This is a genomic window from uncultured Sphingopyxis sp. (genome assembly GCF_900078365.1).
Taxonomy (GTDB): domain Bacteria; phylum Pseudomonadota; class Alphaproteobacteria; order Sphingomonadales; family Sphingomonadaceae; genus Sphingopyxis.
On record NZ_LT598653.1, the window covers coordinates 2,013,247 to 2,030,910 of the forward strand.

General features: G+C 63.5%; 12 protein-coding genes and 1 pseudogene. 11 read left to right on the plus strand and 2 right to left on the minus strand.

From position 1 onward, the window contains the following. Positions 1 to 70: 70 nt before the first annotated feature. The 7 genes and pseudogenes from scpA (at position 71) to QZL87_RS09200 (ending at position 7,794) form a co-directional block, all read left to right on the plus strand. A complete protein-coding gene (scpA, locus tag QZL87_RS09170) occupies positions 71 to 2,218 on the plus strand; it encodes a methylmalonyl-CoA mutase (RefSeq protein ID WP_295326629.1) in 2,148 nt (715 codons plus the stop codon). Further along, positions 2,215 to 3,495 carry an O-acetylhomoserine aminocarboxypropyltransferase gene (locus QZL87_RS09175; RefSeq protein ID WP_295326632.1) on the plus strand — a complete coding sequence of 427 codons (1,281 nt, stop codon included), beginning with the start codon at positions 2,215 to 2,217 and terminating at the stop codon, positions 3,493 to 3,495. Before scpA ends, QZL87_RS09175 begins: the two co-directional genes overlap by 4 nt. Further along, positions 3,492 to 4,496 (plus strand): biotin synthase BioB, encoded by a 1,005-nt coding sequence (gene bioB, locus QZL87_RS09180; RefSeq protein ID WP_295326635.1) that lies wholly within the window; start codon positions 3,492 to 3,494, stop codon positions 4,494 to 4,496. The genes QZL87_RS09175 and bioB overlap by 4 nt, the downstream gene beginning before the upstream one ends. Beyond that, a complete protein-coding gene (locus QZL87_RS09185) occupies positions 4,493 to 4,885 on the plus strand; it encodes a lysozyme inhibitor LprI family protein (RefSeq protein ID WP_295326637.1) in 393 nt (130 codons plus the stop codon). Before bioB ends, QZL87_RS09185 begins: the two co-directional genes overlap by 4 nt. A gap of 39 nt (positions 4,886 to 4,924) precedes the next feature. Further along, on the plus strand, positions 4,925 to 5,293 hold the full coding sequence (locus QZL87_RS09190; protein ID WP_295326639.1) for a hypothetical protein: 369 nt from the start codon (positions 4,925 to 4,927) through the stop codon (positions 5,291 to 5,293). Continuing rightward, a pseudogene (locus QZL87_RS09195) lies at positions 5,293 to 7,331 on the plus strand (acetyl/propionyl/methylcrotonyl-CoA carboxylase subunit alpha). Before QZL87_RS09190 ends, QZL87_RS09195 begins: the two are co-directional and overlap by 1 nt. Positions 7,332 to 7,422: 91 nt before the next feature. Further along, complete coding sequence (locus QZL87_RS09200) at positions 7,423 to 7,794, plus strand: tRNA-binding protein (protein WP_295326641.1); 372 nt, start codon at positions 7,423 to 7,425, stop codon at positions 7,792 to 7,794. A gap of 302 nt (positions 7,795 to 8,096) precedes the next feature. Here QZL87_RS09200 and QZL87_RS09205 read toward each other — a convergent pair whose 3' ends face one another. Continuing rightward, complete coding sequence (locus QZL87_RS09205; protein ID WP_295326643.1) at positions 8,097 to 8,864, minus strand: cyclase family protein; 768 nt, start codon at positions 8,862 to 8,864, stop codon at positions 8,097 to 8,099. Positions 8,865 to 8,968: 104 nt separating this feature from the next. Between QZL87_RS09205 and QZL87_RS09210 the strand changes: the two genes are divergently transcribed. Continuing rightward, on the plus strand, positions 8,969 to 10,594 hold the full coding sequence (locus tag QZL87_RS09210) for an MFS transporter (protein WP_295326645.1): 1,626 nt from the start codon (positions 8,969 to 8,971) through the stop codon (positions 10,592 to 10,594). 44 nt (positions 10,595 to 10,638) lie between these two features. After that, positions 10,639 to 11,685 carry an alanine racemase gene (gene alr / locus QZL87_RS09215; RefSeq protein WP_295326647.1) on the plus strand — a complete coding sequence of 349 codons (1,047 nt, stop codon included), beginning with the start codon at positions 10,639 to 10,641 and terminating at the stop codon, positions 11,683 to 11,685. 85 nt (positions 11,686 to 11,770) lie between these two features. On the opposite strand, the gene QZL87_RS09220 is transcribed toward alr, so the two are convergent. Further along, positions 11,771 to 14,929, minus strand: coding sequence for a TonB-dependent receptor (locus QZL87_RS09220; RefSeq protein ID WP_295326649.1), 3,159 nt, complete (start codon positions 14,927 to 14,929; stop codon positions 11,771 to 11,773). A gap of 480 nt (positions 14,930 to 15,409) precedes the next feature. Here QZL87_RS09220 and phaR point away from each other — a divergent pair, with 480 nt between their 5' ends. Next, the gene (gene phaR, locus QZL87_RS09225; protein WP_295326651.1) at positions 15,410 to 15,949 is read left to right on the plus strand and encodes a polyhydroxyalkanoate synthesis repressor PhaR; all 540 of its coding nucleotides are present in this window, start codon (positions 15,410 to 15,412) and stop codon (positions 15,947 to 15,949) included. A gap of 43 nt (positions 15,950 to 15,992) precedes the next feature. Beyond that, complete coding sequence (proS, locus tag QZL87_RS09230; RefSeq protein ID WP_295326653.1) at positions 15,993 to 17,519, plus strand: proline--tRNA ligase; 1,527 nt, start codon at positions 15,993 to 15,995, stop codon at positions 17,517 to 17,519. Positions 17,520 to 17,664: the final 145 nt, after the last annotated feature.

A 17,664-nucleotide genomic window follows, 5' to 3' on the forward strand; every position in this document is an offset into this window, starting at 1 on the left:
CCGGCTAGGCAACAAGTTGCCAAGCCTTCGTATCCTCTCCCCTGAAGGAGAGAGGGCTGGGGACTAGATTATGACCGACAAACCGACCCTCGACCAATGGGCCGCCGCCGCCGAGAAGGAAGTGAAGGGCAAGGACCTCACCTGGCACACGCCCGAGGGGATCGACGTCAAGCCGCTCTACACGGCCGAGGACGTGACCGCCGACCCCGGCCTGCCAGGCTTCGCGCCCTTCACGCGCGGGGTGCGCGCGTCGATGTATGCGGGGCGGCCGTGGACGATCCGGCAATATGCGGGCTTTTCGACCGCCGAGGAATCGAACGCCTTTTATCGCCGCAATCTCGCGGCGGGGCAGAAGGGCCTCAGCGTCGCCTTCGACCTCGCGACGCACCGCGGCTATGACAGCGACCATCCGCGCGTCGTCGGCGACGTCGGCAAGGCGGGCGTCGCGATCGACAGCGTCGAGGATATGAAGATCCTCTTCGATGGCATCCCGCTCGACCAGATGTCGGTTTCGATGACGATGAACGGTGCGGTGATCCCGATCCTCGCCTTCTTCATCGTCGCGGGCGAGGAGCAGGGGGTCGAGCGCAAATTGCTCGACGGGACCATCCAGAACGACATCCTCAAGGAGTTCATGGTCCGCAACACCTATATCTACCCGCCCGAACCCTCGATGCGGATCATCTCGGACATCTTCGGCTACACCAGCCGCGAGATGCCCAAGTTTAACAGCATCTCGATCAGCGGCTATCATATGCAGGAAGCCGGCGCGACGCAGGTGCAGGAGCTCGCCTTCACCATCGCCGATGGCGCCGAATATGTGCGCTATGGCGTCGCCAGCGGGCTCGACATCGACAAGTTCGCCGGGCGCCTGTCCTTCTTCTTCGCGATCGGCATGAATTTCTTCATGGAGATCGCCAAGCTGCGCGCGGCGCGCGTGCTGTGGCACCGCGTGATGACCAACCTCGGCGCGAAGGACGAACGCAGCAAGATGCTGCGGACCCACTGCCAGACGTCGGGCGTCTCGCTGACCGAGCAGGATCCCTACAACAATGTCATGCGCACGACGATCGAGGCGATGGCGGCGATGCTCGGCGGGACGCAGAGCCTCCATACAAACGCGCTCGACGAGGCGATCGCGCTGCCCACCGATTTCTCGGCGCGCATCGCGCGCAACACGCAGATCGTCATCCAGGAAGAGACGGGGATGACCAAGGTCGTCGATCCGCTCGGCGGCTCCTATTATGTCGAGGCGCTGACGCAGGAGCTGGTCGACAAGGCGTGGGAGATCATCGAGCGCGTCGAGAAGGAAGGCGGCATGGCGAAGGCCGTCGCGGCGGGCTGGCCCAAGGCGATGATCGAGACGGCGGCGGCGGCGCGGCAGGCGCGCGTCGATCGCGGCGACGATGTGATCGTCGGGGTGAACAAATATCGCCTGCAGGACGAGGATCTGCTCGAAACGCTCGAGGTCGACAACACGAAGGTGCGCGAGGCGCAGGTCGCGCGGATCAACAAGGTGAAGGCGAACCGCGACGAGGCGGCGTGCCAGTCGGCGCTCGATGCGCTGCGCAAGGCGGCCGCGGCGCCGCAGTCGATCGAAACCAATTTGCTCGCCCATGCCGTCGAAGCCGCCCGCGCCCGCGCGACGCTCGGAGAGATTTCGTCGGCGATGGAGGAAAGCTTCCAGCGTTACGGAACGCAGCCGACCCCGGTTAAGGGCGTCTATGCCGCGCCCTATGAGGGCGACAGCCGCTGGCAGCAGGTGCTCGACGGCGTCGCGGCGGTCGAGCGCCGCATGGGCCGCAAACCCAAATTGCTCGTCGCCAAGATGGGACAGGACGGGCACGACCGCGGCGCCAACGTCATCGCGTCGGCGTTCGGCGATATGGGCTTCGACGTCGTGTCGGGTCCGCTGTTCCAGACGCCCGAGGAGACGGTGGTGCTTGCGCTCGACAGCGGCGTCGACGTCGTCGGCGCGTCGAGCCTCGCCGCCGGCCACAAGACCTTGATCCCCGAACTGATCGGCAAGCTGAAAGAGGCGGGGCGCGGCGACATCAAGGTGATCGCGGGCGGGGTGATCCCGCCGCAAGATTATCAATATCTGCGCGACGCCGGGGTGCAGGGCATCTATGGCCCCGGCTCCAACGTGGTCGAATGCGCCGCCGACGTGCTGCGCCTGCTCGGCCACAATATGCCGCCGCTGGAGGATGCCGCATGACTGATATGAAACCCGAGACGCTGAGCGTTCACGCCGGCACCGCGCCCGATCCGACGACCAAGGCGCGGATCACGCCGATCTATCAGACCTCCTCCTATGTGTTCGACGATGTCGATCATGCCGCACGCCTGTTCAACCTGCAGGAATTCGGGAACATCTACACCCGGATCATGAACCCGACGAACGGTGCGCTCGAAGGCAAGATCGCGGCGCTTGAGGGCGGGCAGGCGGCGCTGGCGGTGGCGTCGGGTCACGCCGCGCAATTCCTCGCTTTTCACACGCTGATGGAGCCAGGGTGCGAGATCGTCGCAGCGAAAAAGCTCTACGGCGGCTCGCTCAACCAGCTCGGGCAGAGCTTTCGCAAGATGGCGTGGACGACGCATTTCGTCGATGCCGACGATCCGGCGAATGTCGAGGCGGCGATCAATGAAAACACCCGCGCCGTCTTCATCGAAAGCCTCGCCAATCCGGGCGGGGTCGTACAGGACATCGAGGCGATCGCGAAGATTGCGCATGACGCGGGCGTGCCGCTGATCGTCGACAACACGATGGCGACACCGATCCTCTGCCGTCCGATCGAGCATGGCGCCGACATCGTCGTCCACTCGACCACCAAATTCCTGAACGGCCACGGCAATGCGATCGGCGGGGTGATCGTCGATGCGGGCAGCTTCGATTGGACGAAGGGCGGCAAATATCCGACGCTCAGCGAACCCAATGCCTCTTATCATGGGCTGACCTTTACCGAGGCGTTCGGGCCGCTGGCCTTCATCCTGGCGGCGCGCACGCTCGGCCTGCGCGATCTCGGCCCGGCGCTCGCGCCGATGAACGCCTTCCTCGCGCTCACGGGCATGGAGACGCTGGCGCTGCGTATGGAGCGGCATTGCGGCAATGCGCTGGCGCTCGCCAAATGGCTGCAGGCGCATCCGGCGGTAAGCTGGGTATCCTATGCGGGACTCGACGACAGCCCCTATCACGGGCTCGCGCAGACATATCTGGGCGGCAAGGGCGGCGCGGTGTTCACCTTCGGGCTGAAGGGCGGTTACGACGCGGGGGTCCGGCTCGTTTCGTCGGTCAAGCTGTTCAGCCACCTCGCCAACCTCGGCGACACGCGCTCGCTGATCATCCACCCCGCATCGACCACGCACAGCCAGCTTTCGGAAGCCGAACTGGTCGAGGCCGGCGCCGGCCCCGACGTCGTGCGCGTGTCGGTGGGCATCGAACATATCGACGACATCATCGCCGACCTGGCGCAAGCATTGGAGAGCATCGCATGAGCGAGACCCGCAACGACTGGACGCGCGAAGAAATCGCCGAACTGTTCGACCTGCCGTTCGACGAACTGATGTGGGAGGCGCAGGGCGTTCACCGGCGCCATCATGCACGGGGTGAGGTGCAGCTTTGCACCTTGCTTTCGATCAAGACCGGCGGATGCGTCGAGGATTGCGGCTATTGCTCGCAGTCGAAGAGCGCCGACAGCGGCCTCAAGGCCACGAAGCTGATGGACGTGCGTGCGGTGTTGCAGGCCGCGGCGCAGGCGAAGGACGCGGGCTCGAAGCGTTTCTGCATGGGCGCGGCGTGGCGCAACCCCAAGGACCGTGACATGCCGGCGATCGTCGAGATGATCGAGGGCGTGCGCCAGATGGGCATGGAAACCTGCATGACGCTGGGGATGCTCACGAAGGAGCAGGCGCAGACGCTCGCGGTCGCAGGGCTCGACTATTACAACCACAATATCGACACGAGCCCGGAGAATTACGCGAACATCATCTCGACGCGGACCTTTCAGGACCGGCTCGACACGCTCGAGGAAGTGCGGAACGCCGGGATCAACGTCTGCTCGGGCGGGATCGTCGGGCTGGGCGAGACGCGCGCTGATCGCGTCGGCTTCATCCACGCCCTCGCGACGCTCGAACGCCATCCCGAAAGCGTGCCGGTCAATGCGCTGGTGCCGGTGAAGGGCACCGTGCTCGGCGACATGCTCGCCGACACGCCGCTCGCGAAGATCGACGACATCGAGTTCGTCCGCACCATCGCGGTCGCCCGCATCACCATGCCGAAATCGATGGTCCGCCTGTCGGCGGGCCGCGAGAGCATGTCGGAAGCGACGCAGGCGCTCTGCTTCATGGCGGGCGCGAACAGCATTTTCACCGGCGACAAGCTGCTGACGACTGCGAACGCGGGCGACAATGCCGACGCCGCGCTGTTCGCGAAGCTGGGGATCGTGCCGATGGTCAGCGAAGAACCGATGCGTGCGCAGACGGAGGCGGCGGAATGATCCTTGCAACCCTTTTGGCGCTGGCGGCGGCCGCGCAGGATCCCGAGATCGATTGCGACAATGCGATGGCGCAGTTCGAACTCAACGCCTGCGCCTACAAGGAATATGAACGCGCCGACGCTGCGATGAACGCGCAGTGGAAGGTGACGGCCGCGCGCATGAAGGAAATCGACGCCGATTTCGACCGCTCGCAGGACAACCGCCCCGGCTATTTCGATACGCTCCTCGCCGCGCAGCGCGCGTGGCTGACCTATCGCGACCAGCATTGCGCCAGCGAAGGCTACACGATGCGCGGCGGGTCGGCCGAGCCGATGGTCATCAGCGGGTGCCAGACCCAGTTGACGGAAGCGCGTACCAAGCAACTCCAAGAGCTTATCGCGGAGTATTGATATGTTTGTCAAAAAGGCGATGCGGATGGGGGTACCAGGGTGAGCAACCGAGTATGTGCGCTTGCGATCGTTAGCGCCGCCTTTTTGATCGCATCGGACGCGATGGCCTGCATCCCCTCCTCCCCGGAACAGGATCGGAAGCACAGCGATGTGATTGCCGAGGGCACTTTCGTCATCGATTCCCGGGAGCGCGGCGAAGGCCACATCGAGGCCAGTCGCACGTTAAAGGGCTCTCGTAAAAAGACTTACCAGGTCCGATGGGACTCGGATGCTTTGCCCGAGGAGCTTCCTGACTGCGGAGTGGAAGTGTCTGCTTCTGGCTCGTTCGAAGGTTTTAGCCTGAAAAAGCTAGAGGCAGGGACATATCGCCTAACCGGTCGGTGGCAGCTCGAAAAGAAAGATCGCTAATGTTCAAGAAAATCCTGATCGCCAACCGCGGCGAAATCGCCTGCCGCGTCATCAAGACCGCGCGGCGCATGGGCATCGCGACCGTCGCCGTCTATTCGGACGCCGACGCGCGCGCGCCGTTCGTGCGGATGGCCGACGAGGCGGTGCATATCGGGCCGTCGCCGGCGTCCGAATCCTATCTGATCGCTGACAGGATCATCGAAGCGTGCAAGGCGACGGGGGCCGAGGCGGTGCATCCGGGCTATGGCTTTTTGTCCGAACGCACCAGCTTCGCCGAAGCGCTCGCCAAGGAAAATATCGCCTTCATCGGCCCGCCGGTGAATGCGATCGCCGCGATGGGCGACAAGATCGAGTCGAAAAAGCTCGCGAAGGAAGCGGGCGTCAACGTCGTCCCCGGCTTCGTCGGCGAAATCCGCGACACCGAGCATGCGGTCGAGATTTCGAACGAGATCGGCTATCCGGTGATGATGAAGGCCAGCGCCGGCGGCGGCGGCAAGGGCATGCGCCTCGCCTATGACGAGAAGGACGTCCGCGAGGGGTTCGAGAGCGTCAAGCGCGAGGGGCTCAACAGCTTCGGCGACGACCGCGTGTTCATCGAGAAATTCATTCTCAACCCGCGCCACATCGAGATCCAGATCCTCGGCGACCAGCACGGCAACACGCTCTACCTCAACGAACGCGAATGCTCGATCCAGCGCCGCCACCAGAAGGTGGTCGAGGAAGCGCCGTCGCCGTTCGTCTCGCCCGAAATGCGCAAGGCGATGGGCGAGCAGTGTGTCGCGCTGGCGAAGGCGGTCGGCTATTACAGCGCGGGCACGGTCGAGCTGATCGTGTCGGGCGCCGACCCGACGGGCGAGAGCTTCTATTTTCTCGAAATGGCGCGCGCGACGAGTTCTACTTTTTGGAGGTCAACACGCGCCTGCAGGTCGAGCATCCGGTTACCGAAGCCGTCACCGGCCTCGACCTCGTCGAGCAGATGATCCGCGTCGCGGCGGGCGAGAAGCTCGAAATGACGCAGGATGACATCAAGATCGACGGCTGGGCGATCGAGAACCGCGTCTATGCCGAGGACCCCTATCGCGGCTTCCTGCCCTCGACCGGACGGCTCGTGCGGTACCGCACCCCCGTTCCCGCTTGGGAAGGCGACGAACGCGGCGTCGACGGCGTGCGCGTCGATGCCGGGGTCGAGGAGGGCGGCGAGGTGTCGATCTTCTACGACCCGATGATCGCCAAGCTGATCACCTGGGGGCCGACGCGCGACGCCGCGGCCGACCTGCAGGTCGCGGCGCTCGACCGCTTCGAACTCGAAGGGCTCGGCCACAATATCGATTTCGTCTCGGCCATCATGCAGCATCCGCGCTTCCGCTCGGGCGAGCTGACCACCGGCTTCATCGCCGAGGAATATCCCGAGGGCTTCCACGGCGCGCCGGCCGACGAGACGGTGACGCGCGCGCTCGCGGCCATCGCGGGCTTCATGGCGAGCGCCGAGGCCGACCGCGCGCGGCGCACCGATGGTCAGCTCGGCGACCGGCTCGACCCGCCCGCCAAATGGCAGGTGACGATCGGCGGCGCGAGCCACAAGGTCAAGCTGGGCCACAAGCATATCAAGGTCGATGGCGAGAAGATCGGCATCGCGCTCGAATATACGCCCGGCGATCGGCTGGTGGTGGCCGAGATCGACGACAGCGAGTTGGCGGTGAAGGTTGCCAAAACCCGCACCGGCTGGCGCATGACGACGCGCGGGGCGATCCATGATGTGCGCGTGCTGCCGTGGCACGTCGCGCCGCTCGCCTCGCACATGATCGAGAAGATCCCGCCCGACCTCTCGAAATTCCTCATCTGTCCGATGCCGGGCCTGCTCGTCGCGCTGCATGTCGGCGAGGGCGACAGCGTCGAGGCGGGGCAGCCGCTCGCGACGGTCGAGGCGATGAAGATGGAGAATATCCTGCGCGCCGAGAAAGCCGGCGTGGTGAAGACGGTGAACGCCGCGCAGGGCGACAGCCTTGCGGTCGATGCGGTGATTTTGGAGATGGAATAGCCCATTTTCGTCATTCCCGCGCAGGCGGAAATCCAGCTAAGGCAGCGATGAAGCTGGATTCCCGCGTGCGCGGGAATGACGGAGATTTGAAATGCACGTAAATCACGATGCCGACGCAGTCGCCGCATCCGAAATCGCCTTCGACGACTTCCTGCGCGTCGACATCCGCATCGGCACGATTGTCGAAGCGGAGCCCTTTCCCGAAGCCCGCAAGCCCGCGTTCAAGCTGAAGATCGACTTCGGCCCCGCGATCGGGGTGAAGAAGAGCAGCGCGCAAATCTTCGACCGTTATGCGATCGAGGACCTGCCGGGGCGGCAGGTCGCCGCGGTGGTCAATTTTCCGCCACGCCAGATCGGCAAATTCATGTCCGAGGTGCTGACGCTGGGCTTCGCCGACGCGGAAGGCGCCGTGATCCTGTTCGCGCCTGACCGGAAAGTGCCGAACGGTTCACGATTGTTCTAGCGGATCGTGGGTGGCCGCTTCGGGGTGGGAAGCGGACAAACCCAATCGTTCGTCATTCCCGCGAAAGCGGGAACCCAGTCTGGGGTCAGCCTACGCATGCTCTGGGTCCCCGCTTTCGCGGGGATGACGAAGTAAAAGGTGGGCGACGGCTGGTTTCGGTCGGTTTCAGCCCCTCGTCATCCCGGACTTGATCCGGGATCCATTCTTTCCACGCTGCGTGAATGGACCCCGGATCAAGTCCGGGGTGACGATGAAACATAGGTCCGCTCCCGGTCGAAACCTTCCGTGCCCGCCGGCGCCCCTCAATCCTCCACCAGCGCCACCGCCCGGATCCACCCCGCGCTCGCGCGCTCGATCTTCACCGGAAAGCAGCTGAAGGTGAAGCCCGTCGCCGGGATCGCCGCGAGGTTGGTCAGCTTCTCGATCTGGTAATAGGGCTTGATCCGCCCCGCCTTGTGCCCTTCCCAGATGATCGACGGATCGCGCGTTTCGGCCCAGCGCCGCGCGGTGTGGCTGAACGGCGCGTCCCAGCTCCACGCGTCGGTGCCGACGACCTGCACGCCGCGTGTCGTCAGATAAAGCGTCGCCTCGGCGCCCATGCCGCAGCCCTGATCGGTGAAATTGTCGGTGCCGTAGATCGCGCCCGACTGGACGAGCACGATGTCGAGCGGCTGGAGATCGTGCCCGATCCGCGCCAGTTCGGCCTCGACCTCGGCGCCGCCGACGACATGGCCGTGCGGGCGATCCGAAAAGTCGAGCTTCACGCCGGGGCGGAAGAAAAGGTCGAGCGGCGCCTCGTCGATCGACGGGGCGGGCGCGGCGCCGCTGTCGGTCGTCGAGTGATAATGCCAGGGCGCATCCATATGCGTGCCGTTGTGGGTGCTCAGCGACAGCATCTCGACCGCCCAACCTTCGCCGTCGGGCAAATCCTCGCGCGTCAGCCCCGGAAAGAACATCGCGATCTGCTCCCACGTATTCTCGTGGGTCATATAGGTGATGCTGGGCCGCATCACCGGCGGGTCGGATATGACGTCGTTGGTGATCGGGATCGAAAGGTCGATGAACTGCATGGGGCCAGTCTGCCACCGGAATGACGCTACGCCAAGAAGGCTTGCGCACCGTCCGGCGCCCGCTAGAGATGGCGCAAAGCCCGTTCAGGGGCAGGGGAGAGCATATGACCGACGCAGCCGCCGTCGCCGACCATGGCGCGGGCTATCAGCCGACCGCGAAAGATATCCGCATGGTCATCGCCGCATCGTCGGCGGGAACGATCTTCGAATGGTATGATTTCTTCATCTACGGCACGCTTGCGGCGATCATCGGCAAGGCTTTCTTCCCCAGCGACAATGCGACGCTCGAAATATTGCTCGTCTGGGCGGGTTTCGCGGTCGGTTTCGGCTTCCGCCCGCTGGGCGCGGTGCTCTTCGGCTTCCTCGGCGACCGGCTCGGGCGCAAATATACCTTCCTCGTCACCGTCACGCTGATGGGCATCGCGACCGCCGGGGTCGGCATGATCCCGTCGGCGGCGACGATCGGCATCGCCGCGCCGATCATCGTCATCCTGCTCCGCATCCTTCAGGGGCTCGCGCTCGGCGGCGAATATGGCGGGGCGGCGATCTATGTCGCCGAACATTCACCGCCCGGAAAGCGCGGTTTCTATACCAGCTTCATCCAGGCGAGCGTCGTCGGCGGCTTCGTCTTGAGCCTGATCGTCGTGCTCGGCTGCAAGGCGCTGATGTCCGATGCGCTGTGGGAAAGCTGGGGCTGGCGCGTGCCCTTCCTGCTCTCGCTGATCCTGCTCGCCATTTCGCTCTGGATGCGGCTCAAACTCTCTGAAAGCCCGGTGTTCCAGGCGATGAAGCGCGAGGGCGAGCTGGCCCGGAACCCGCTCAAGGAGAGCTTCACCTATCCGGGCAATCCGCGCCGCATCTTCATCGCGCTGTTCGGCATCGCCGCGGGCCTGACGGTCATCTGGTACACCGCGATGTTCTCGGGCCTGTCGTTCCTGAAAGGGCCGATGAAGGTCGAGGACACCGCCGCCGAGATCATCGTCGGCCTCGCCGCCGCGCTCGGCATGGGCTTCTTCATCTGGGCCGGGAAACTCTCCGACCGCGTCGGCCGCAAGAAGCCGATCGTCTGGGGCTATGGCGCGACGCTGCTGCTGCTCTTCCCGTTCTTCTGGTGGATGGGCAGCGTCGGCAACCCCGCGCTGTCGGCCGCCGCTGCGCGGGCGCCGGTGACCGTGACGGGTTCGCAATGCAGCTTCGATCCGTTCGCGCAGAAACAGGCGACGGCATGCGGCCGCACGCTCGGCGAACTGACGAAGCTCGGCGTGCCCTATACGGTCGCCCAGACCGACAGCGGTTTCGACAGCGTCACCATCCGCATCGGAAACCGCGAGGTCGCGAGCGAGGAGCCCGAACTGCTCCAACCCGCGCTGGAGGCGATGGGCTATGATTTCGCGAAGCAGGTGCCGAACGCCGGCGGCATCGCCGTGATCTTCCTCGCGCTTCTCGGGCTCAGCGCGCTGTCGGGCTTCACCTATGGCCCCGTCGCGGCGCTGCTTTCGGAGATGTTTCCGCCGCATGTCCGCTATTCGTCGCTGTCGATCCCCTATCATCTCGGCACCGGCTATTTCGGCGGCTTCCTGCCGCTGATCGCGAGCTTCATCGTCGCGAAGACCGGCAACGCCTATGCCGGGCTCTGGTATACCTGGGGGGTCGTCCTCGTCGCTTTCCTCGTCACCGCCTTCATGCTGAAGGACCCGGTCGAGGGGCAATGGGACAAGCCTGCCGCCTGATCGCCCCATTGGCGGAGGCAGCCAAGCCGTATAGGGGCGAAGGGATGATCGCCGTTCCCTCGCCGCTTCGCCTCCGCCTGTCTTCGGGGGCTCTCGTCGCCAACTGGCGCTGGCTCGCCGCGCAAAGCCGCAGTGCGGCGTGCGGTGCTGCGATCAAGGCCGACGCCTATGGCCTCGGCGCGCGCGAGGTGATGCGGCATCTTGCCGCCGCCGGATGCCGCGATTTCTTCGTCGCGACCTGGGCCGAGGCCGCGGCGCTGACGCCCTTGCCGGAAGGCGTATCGCTTTCGGTCTTCCACGGCGCCGGCGCGCGCGACATGATCGCCGCGCGTACGCTTCCCGCGCGCCCCGTGCTCGGCAGTCTGGAGCAGGTCGCGCGCTGGCGCGAGGCGGGCGAGGGGCGTCCGTGCGACGTGATGATCGATACCGGGATGAACCGCCTCGGCCTTCGCGTCGAAGAGACGGCCGGCGGCGCGCTCGACGGGCTGAGTATCGAAACGCTGCTCAGCCATCTCGCTTCGGCTGACGAGGACAGCGCGCAAAATGCGCGGCAACTCGCGGTGTTCCGCGAGGTTCGGCAGGCAGTCCCTGCCCGGCGCTACAGCCTCGCGAACAGCGCCGGCATCTGCCTCGGCGCCGATTATGCGTTCGATCTGACCCGCCCCGGAATCGCACTCTATGGCGGCATTCCGCGCCGCGAGGCCGCGGGCCATATCCGGCAAGTCGCCTTTCCCGAGGCGCGCATCCTGCAGGTGCGCGAGGTGCGGCAGGGCGAAACGGTCGGCTATGGCGCGACCTGGACCGCGCCACGCGACGCCCGGGTCGCCATCGCGAACATGGGCTATGCCGACGGCTATCTGCGCTGTCACGCGGGGTCGGGCGGCGCGACATGGCAGGGCTGCGCGCTGCCGCTGATCGGCCGCGTGTCGATGGACCTGACCGCCTTCGATGTCAGCGACGCCGGCGCTGTCGAAGAAGGCGACTGGCTCACGCTCGACTATGATCCGCCATCGACGGCAGCGCGCAGCGGCTTGTCGCAATATGAGCTGCTGACCGGGTTGGGGGCGCGGTTCGAGCGCGCTTGGGTTTAGAACTGGCGAGACAAGAACGCAGCTATGAGCAAAAAAAGACCGCCTTCCCAAAGGAAGGCGGTCGATTTCGTTATGCCGAATTGGATTACCAGCTGGCCTTGATGCCCGCGTAGAAGTAGCGGCCAAAGGTGTCGTAGGGATCACCGCCCGCCGTGCCGAGCAAGCCCAGCGGCGGCTGCTTATCGAACGCATTGTCGACGCCGATGTAGAAGTCGAACTTGTTGTCGATTTCCAAGTTAGCGCGCAAGTTATGGTATAGCGCATCCGGGTAATAAATCCGCGGATAGGCGTCGGCATTCGTCGGCGGCAGAGTGACAATCGCTCCAGGAATGCAGGATCCGCCGCCAGGGATCGTTCCATCGGCGGGGCAGGCTCCCTTGTATGAATTCTGCGTTTCCCAAGTGCCGATCGTCTGCTTGCCGATATACCGTACGGACCAACTGAGATCGAGCGCGCCGAAGTCATAGTTGATGCTTGCATTAGCGGCCCAACGGGGGTCGCCAAGTTCGCTCATCTGACGGTTCGGCGCTTCCGGATTCGTCGGGTCAGTGTAATTGTCCAGACGCATCAGATAAGTGGCAATCGCGCGGAACGACAAACGATGACCATTGTCGAAGGTACGACGATAGGCAAGATCGAAGTCGATACCTTCGGTCTTCTGCGCTGCAAAGTTTACACCGCCAGAAATCACGGCACCATTCTGCTGATCGAAAAAGCCGGTCGCCTCGCGATTAACCGTCGCACAGAACGGATTGTCGATACCCGTCGCGCTGTCATAGCAGAGATTGATAATTGTCTGCGCAGACAGAGCCGAGATAAGGCTTTTCACCTTGATCTTGTAATAGTCGACGGTGAAGTTGAAGCCCGGCAGGAAGCTCGGCTCGATAACGGCACCAAGCGTGAGGCTCTTGCCGATTTCGTTTTGCAGCGTCGGGTTTCCGCCTGAACGGTAGCTTGTCGACGAGGTTCGTGCGATACAATTGACCCAAGGATCCCCCACTTCGCGCTGATCTTCCGGGAAGCTGGTGCCGGCGCAGGCAGCTGCCGACGCGGCGTCGAACACCGTAGGAACGCCAGCCGCGGCGCAGTTTGCGACGCGATTCGGATCATTAGTGATATTCGCGCTGTCGCACGGATCGCTCAGTTGAGCGAAGTTCTGGCTGAACGGCGAATAAAGGTCGCTCTGCGTGGGCGTGCGAACCGATTTCGCATAAGCCGCCCGGAGCCGGATATCCGGGATCGGCGCATAGAGACCTTGCACATTATAAGCCCAGACCGTGCCAGCCGACGTATTATAGTCGGAGACTCGGGCGGCTGCGCTGATCGTCAGTTCTTCCGCCAGCGGCACGTTGGCTAGCAACGGAACGCTGACTTCGGCAAAGGCTTCCTTCACCGACAATTTGGGCGGAGTGAACGGCTGGATTGCGTTCAGGAACGTACCACCGCTCGCGGTCAGATCATCATAGACCGAAGACGCCTTTTCTTCGCGATACTCGCCGCCAAGCGCGAAGCCGATAGGACCACCCGGCAGTTCGAACAACTGAGACAGATCGCCGGCAACGCTGGCCGTCGCGACAAACTCCTCGGCTTTTTCTTTCCGCAACGCTGTAGTGTTGACAAAGTCCAAAGCCGCCTGGCTTGGGGCGCCATAGCCAAACACATTGATCGGGACGCAGTCAGGGCGATCATTTGTCGGATCCGCATCAGCATTAACGCGGCAGACAATCTGACCGTTGGTGTTGCGAACCGAGTCGATTGCGAGCAGGAAGCCATCGAGATTGCCCTGTTCGTCGAACAGGACGAGGTTGTTCAGCGACTTCATCGAAGATTCGAAACGACCATAGTTCAGGGCGATTTCATATTCCCAGTCGTCATTGAACGTACCCTCGACCCCGGCGACAACTCGGTAGGTTTCGCGCTTGTGCTTTTCACCGCGGCCACCGAAGTCCGGGTTGAAGCGCGAAATGGTGAATGGTGTCGCATCCGGTGCCGCGCCGCACACGCCATAGGATGACAATGTGCTGAAAGCCTGCGTGGTAAGGAAGGGGTTGTCGCAGCGCAGTTCGGGAATGGCGTCGAACTGTTCCTGAGTCGTGGCGAAGAAACCCGCCAACGAGCCCTGGAAGAAGCTCGGCTGTCCTTCCTGGATAGCGTCGACGCGCACATATTTTGCTTCGATGAAAGGACGGAAGGCATCGCTGACATCATAATGTGCGAGCAAGTTAACTGCGTAGCGTTTCAAGCCGGCTGCAAGCTGGCCAGTATTGCGAAGCGTCGAACCCTGACCGCCCAGGATGTTCGCCGAGCCGCCGGCTTCGAAGTCGCCGTCGGGAACATCGACAAAAAGATCGCCATTGGGGCCAAAGCGCAGATATTGGCCAGGACCGACACGGCCGAGCGTGCCGCCATCGGAGATGGAGCCATTTTTGACGCCACAGACAAATTCGGTATCCGTGATACCGTCCGAACCGTTCAGTTCGCCACCGGTCGGCTCGACCGTTTGGAACTGGCAGCGCCCTGAGTAGGCACCAGTCAGCTTGTCGCGATCGGTGAAATAGAGCGGGTTCGATTCGGCATATTCGGCCGACACCGCGATATTGCCGCGGCCGTCGGCGAAGTTTTTGCCATAGGTGCCGCTGATGAAGACGTTGCCGCGGTCGCCGCGCGACGACAGGCCGCCTTGCGCGCGCAGGTTAATCCCTTCGAAATCGCGCTTGGTGATGAAGTTCACCACGCCCGCGACAGCGTCCGAGCCATAGATCGCCGAATTGCCGCCCGTGACGATGTCGACGCGCTCCAGCAGGTCGACGGGGATCGTGTTGACGTCGACCAGATAGTCGCCCGGCGAGGCCGTGATGTGACGCTTGCCGTTGACAAGCACCAGTGTGCGGGACGTGCCGAGACCGCGAAGATCGAGGATGTTGAGGCCGGCTGTGCCGATAAAGCGGGTCGAGTTCCCTTGGCTGAAGGTCGAGCGCAGCGAAGGGAGGTCGTTAAGCGCGTCGCCCAGCGAAACGTCACCCGTGTCGGTCAGTTCGCTGACGTCGACCGAGGTGAGCGGCACAGGTGAGTCGAGCGTCGGGCGCACAATGCGCGAGCCGGTGACGACGATCGAACGTTCGGTATTGTCATCGGTTGCTTCGGCGGTGTCTGCCGGAGCGGTGTCCTGCGCCAGCACGGGCTGGCTTACCGATATAGCCACTGCAAAGGCAGCAGCACCCAGAAACAGGTGCGACTTATTCATTGATAACTCCCCGGTTGTCCGTTCAAAAAACAAGATGAACGGATTGCATTCCAGAAAGACCCAAAAAATTCGAAGCACAAGCCTTCCGTGGCAATTTCTCGACGCAGCCGATTTATGACGCGGTGCCTGTGATATTTGCGCAACACAAGAGTCGCGAAACGGCAATAGCCTGCGGATAATATGCTTTGCCTGGCGCGACACGAACGAGCGCCGGTGCGCATAACTGTGGAGGAATATTTCAGAATTGTCGTTACGCCAGAAACTAAATTTCTTATGCCGTCTTTGACCAGCACGAAGGCAGAACGTCTGCGTTGCAACGGCGCGGGCGTCGCCTGCCCACACCCGAAACTGCGCGCGACCGTTGCGACTCGCGGTGGCAGTGCCGCATGTTGCGACGCATCATAATTTGATGCTAATGCGTCGGCCTGTCCGGTGCGGCGCGGTCGCCAATGGTTCCGGGATGCAGGAGCGCGGGTGAAAATGGCGAAATCCAAGGGGGCGGCGGAAGATGACGTCGTCACGATCAAGAAATACGCCAACCGGCGCCTCTACGACACCGAACGCAGTTGCTATATCACGCTCGACGATCTGGGGACGATGGTCCGCGATGGCCGCGATTTTCGCGTCGTCGATGCCAAAAGCGGCGAGGACATCACGCATAATGTGCTGACCCAGATCATCATGGATGAGGAAACGCGCGGCGAGACATTGCTGCCGGTCAATTTCCTGCGCCACCTGATCGGCATGTACGGCGACAAGATGCAATCGATGGTCCCGCAATATCTGGAAGCCTCGATGGCGGCGTTTCGCAAGAACCAGCAAGACGTCCGCTCGGCGTTCGAAGGCGCGCTCGGCGCGAACCCGCTCGCCGAACTCACCCGCCGCAACATGGAAATGTTCCAGCAGGCGGCAGGCGCCTTCATGCCAGGCGCCGGCGCAGGCAAGGCGAAGGACGCCGAGATCGCCGCGCTGAAGGCCGAAATCGCCGACCTCAAGGCCGAGCTCGCCAAAAAGAAATGACCGGGGCCGCTTTCCCGCCCCCAAAGCACAGAAAACAGGACAGATGATCAAACATGCGCTCAGCGTAACCCGTCAGGCCGACTTCGCGGCCTGGTATCAGGACGTCATTGCCGAGGCCGACCTCGCCGAGGAATCGGGGGTGCGCGGCTGCATGGTCATCAAGCCGTGGGGCTATGGCATCTGGGAACGCATCCAGACGGTGATGGACGCCGCGATCAAGGACGCCGGCGTCCAGAACGCCTATTTCCCGCTCTTCATCCCCTTGAGCTTCTTTGAGAAGGAAGCCGATCATGTCGATGGTTTCGCAAAGGAAATGGCGGTCGTTACCCATCATCGGCTGATCGCGGACGGCAAGGGCAAGCTCGTCCCCGACGCGCAAGCGAAGCTCGAAGAGCCGCTGATCGTCCGTCCGACGTCGGAAACGGTGATCGGTAATGCGATGAGCCGCTGGGTGCAGAGCTGGCGCGACCTGCCGCTGAAGGTCAACCAATGGGCCAACGTCGTGCGCTGGGAGATGCGCACGCGCATGTTCCTGCGCACGAGCGAATTCCTCTGGCAGGAAGGCCATACCGCGCATGCCGACCGCGACGATGCGATGGCTGAAACGCTGCGCGCGCTCGAAATGTATCGCGCTTTTGCCGAGGATGTGCTGGCGATGCCCGTGATCGCGGGCGAAAAGCCCGAGAATGAGCGTTTTCCGGGCGCCGTTGCGACCTATTCGATCGAGGCGATGATGCAGGACGGCAAGGCGCTGCAGGCCGGCACCTCGCACTATCTGGGCACCGGCTTCGCCGAAGCGGCGAACATCCGTTATCAGGACAAGGACGGCGGCCACAGCCTGTGCCACACGACGAGCTGGGGCACCTCGACCCGCATGATCGGCGGCGTGATCATGACGCATGGCGACGACGACGGGCTGCGCTGCCCGCCGCGCATCGCGCCGCACCAGATCGTCATCATTCCCATGCTCCGCGACAATGACGAGGATGCCGCGATCCTCGACTATTGCCGCGACCTCGAAAAGCAGTTGAAGGCGCTCGACGTCTTCCGCGAGCCGGTGCGCGTGCTGCTCGACACCGGAGGAAACAAGGCGCAGACCAAGCGCTGGGGCTGGGTCAAGAAGGGCGCGCCGGTCATCGTCGAGGTCGGCCCGCGCGACGTCGCCGGCGGCAATGTCGCGGTGATCCGCCGCGACCGGCTCTACAAGGACGACGGCAAGCTCAACTCGGCGTTCGTCGCGAAGGGCGATTTCGTCGCCGACGCGGCCGCGACGCTCGAGAATATCCAGACGAGCCTCCATGCCGAAGCGCGCGCGCGGCTCCACGCCAATATCCGCCGCGACGTCACCGACCTCGCGGCGCATTTCGCGGGCGACGACAAGTTCGCCGGCTGGGTCGAGGTGCAATGGTCGCGGCCGAGCGGGGCGACGCTCGACGGGATCGTCGAGCAATTGAAGGCGCTCAAGCTGACGATGCGCAACACGCCGCTCGACGCGGCGCCGGCGGATGGCGTCTGCTTCTTCACCGGCGAACCGGCGGTCGAGCGGGTGCTGATCGGGCGGACTTACTAAGGTTTGTGGGGATTCAGTTCGAATACTTTCTCTTCGCTTTGAAAAAGCTGTGTGCTCCCGCGAAGGCGGGAGCCCATCTCCGGTCGGTGCAAGATGGAACCAGCCGGAGATGGGTCCCCGCCTGCCCCGAAGGGGCAGTTTATCC

Coding starts and splice junctions, on each gene's coding strand:
- bioB (WP_295326635.1), top strand. CDS start 3,492: ATGAGCGAGACCCGCAACGACTGGACGCGCGAAGAAATCGCCGAACTG.
- QZL87_RS09220 (WP_295326649.1), bottom strand. CDS start 14,929: ATGAATAAGTCGCACCTGTTTCTGGGTGCTGCTGCCTTTGCAGTGGCT.
- QZL87_RS09185 (WP_295326637.1), top strand. CDS start 4,493: ATGATCCTTGCAACCCTTTTGGCGCTGGCGGCGGCCGCGCAGGATCCC.
- QZL87_RS09205 (WP_295326643.1), bottom strand. CDS start 8,864: ATGCAGTTCATCGACCTTTCGATCCCGATCACCAACGACGTCATATCC.
- QZL87_RS09200 (WP_295326641.1), top strand. CDS start 7,423: ATGCACGTAAATCACGATGCCGACGCAGTCGCCGCATCCGAAATCGCC.
- proS (WP_295326653.1), top strand. CDS start 15,993: ATGATCAAACATGCGCTCAGCGTAACCCGTCAGGCCGACTTCGCGGCC.
- phaR (WP_295326651.1), top strand. CDS start 15,410: ATGGCGAAATCCAAGGGGGCGGCGGAAGATGACGTCGTCACGATCAAG.
- alr (WP_295326647.1), top strand. CDS start 10,639: ATGATCGCCGTTCCCTCGCCGCTTCGCCTCCGCCTGTCTTCGGGGGCT.
- QZL87_RS09210 (WP_295326645.1), top strand. CDS start 8,969: ATGACCGACGCAGCCGCCGTCGCCGACCATGGCGCGGGCTATCAGCCG.
- QZL87_RS09175 (WP_295326632.1), top strand. CDS start 2,215: ATGACTGATATGAAACCCGAGACGCTGAGCGTTCACGCCGGCACCGCG.
- scpA (WP_295326629.1), top strand. CDS start 71: ATGACCGACAAACCGACCCTCGACCAATGGGCCGCCGCCGCCGAGAAG.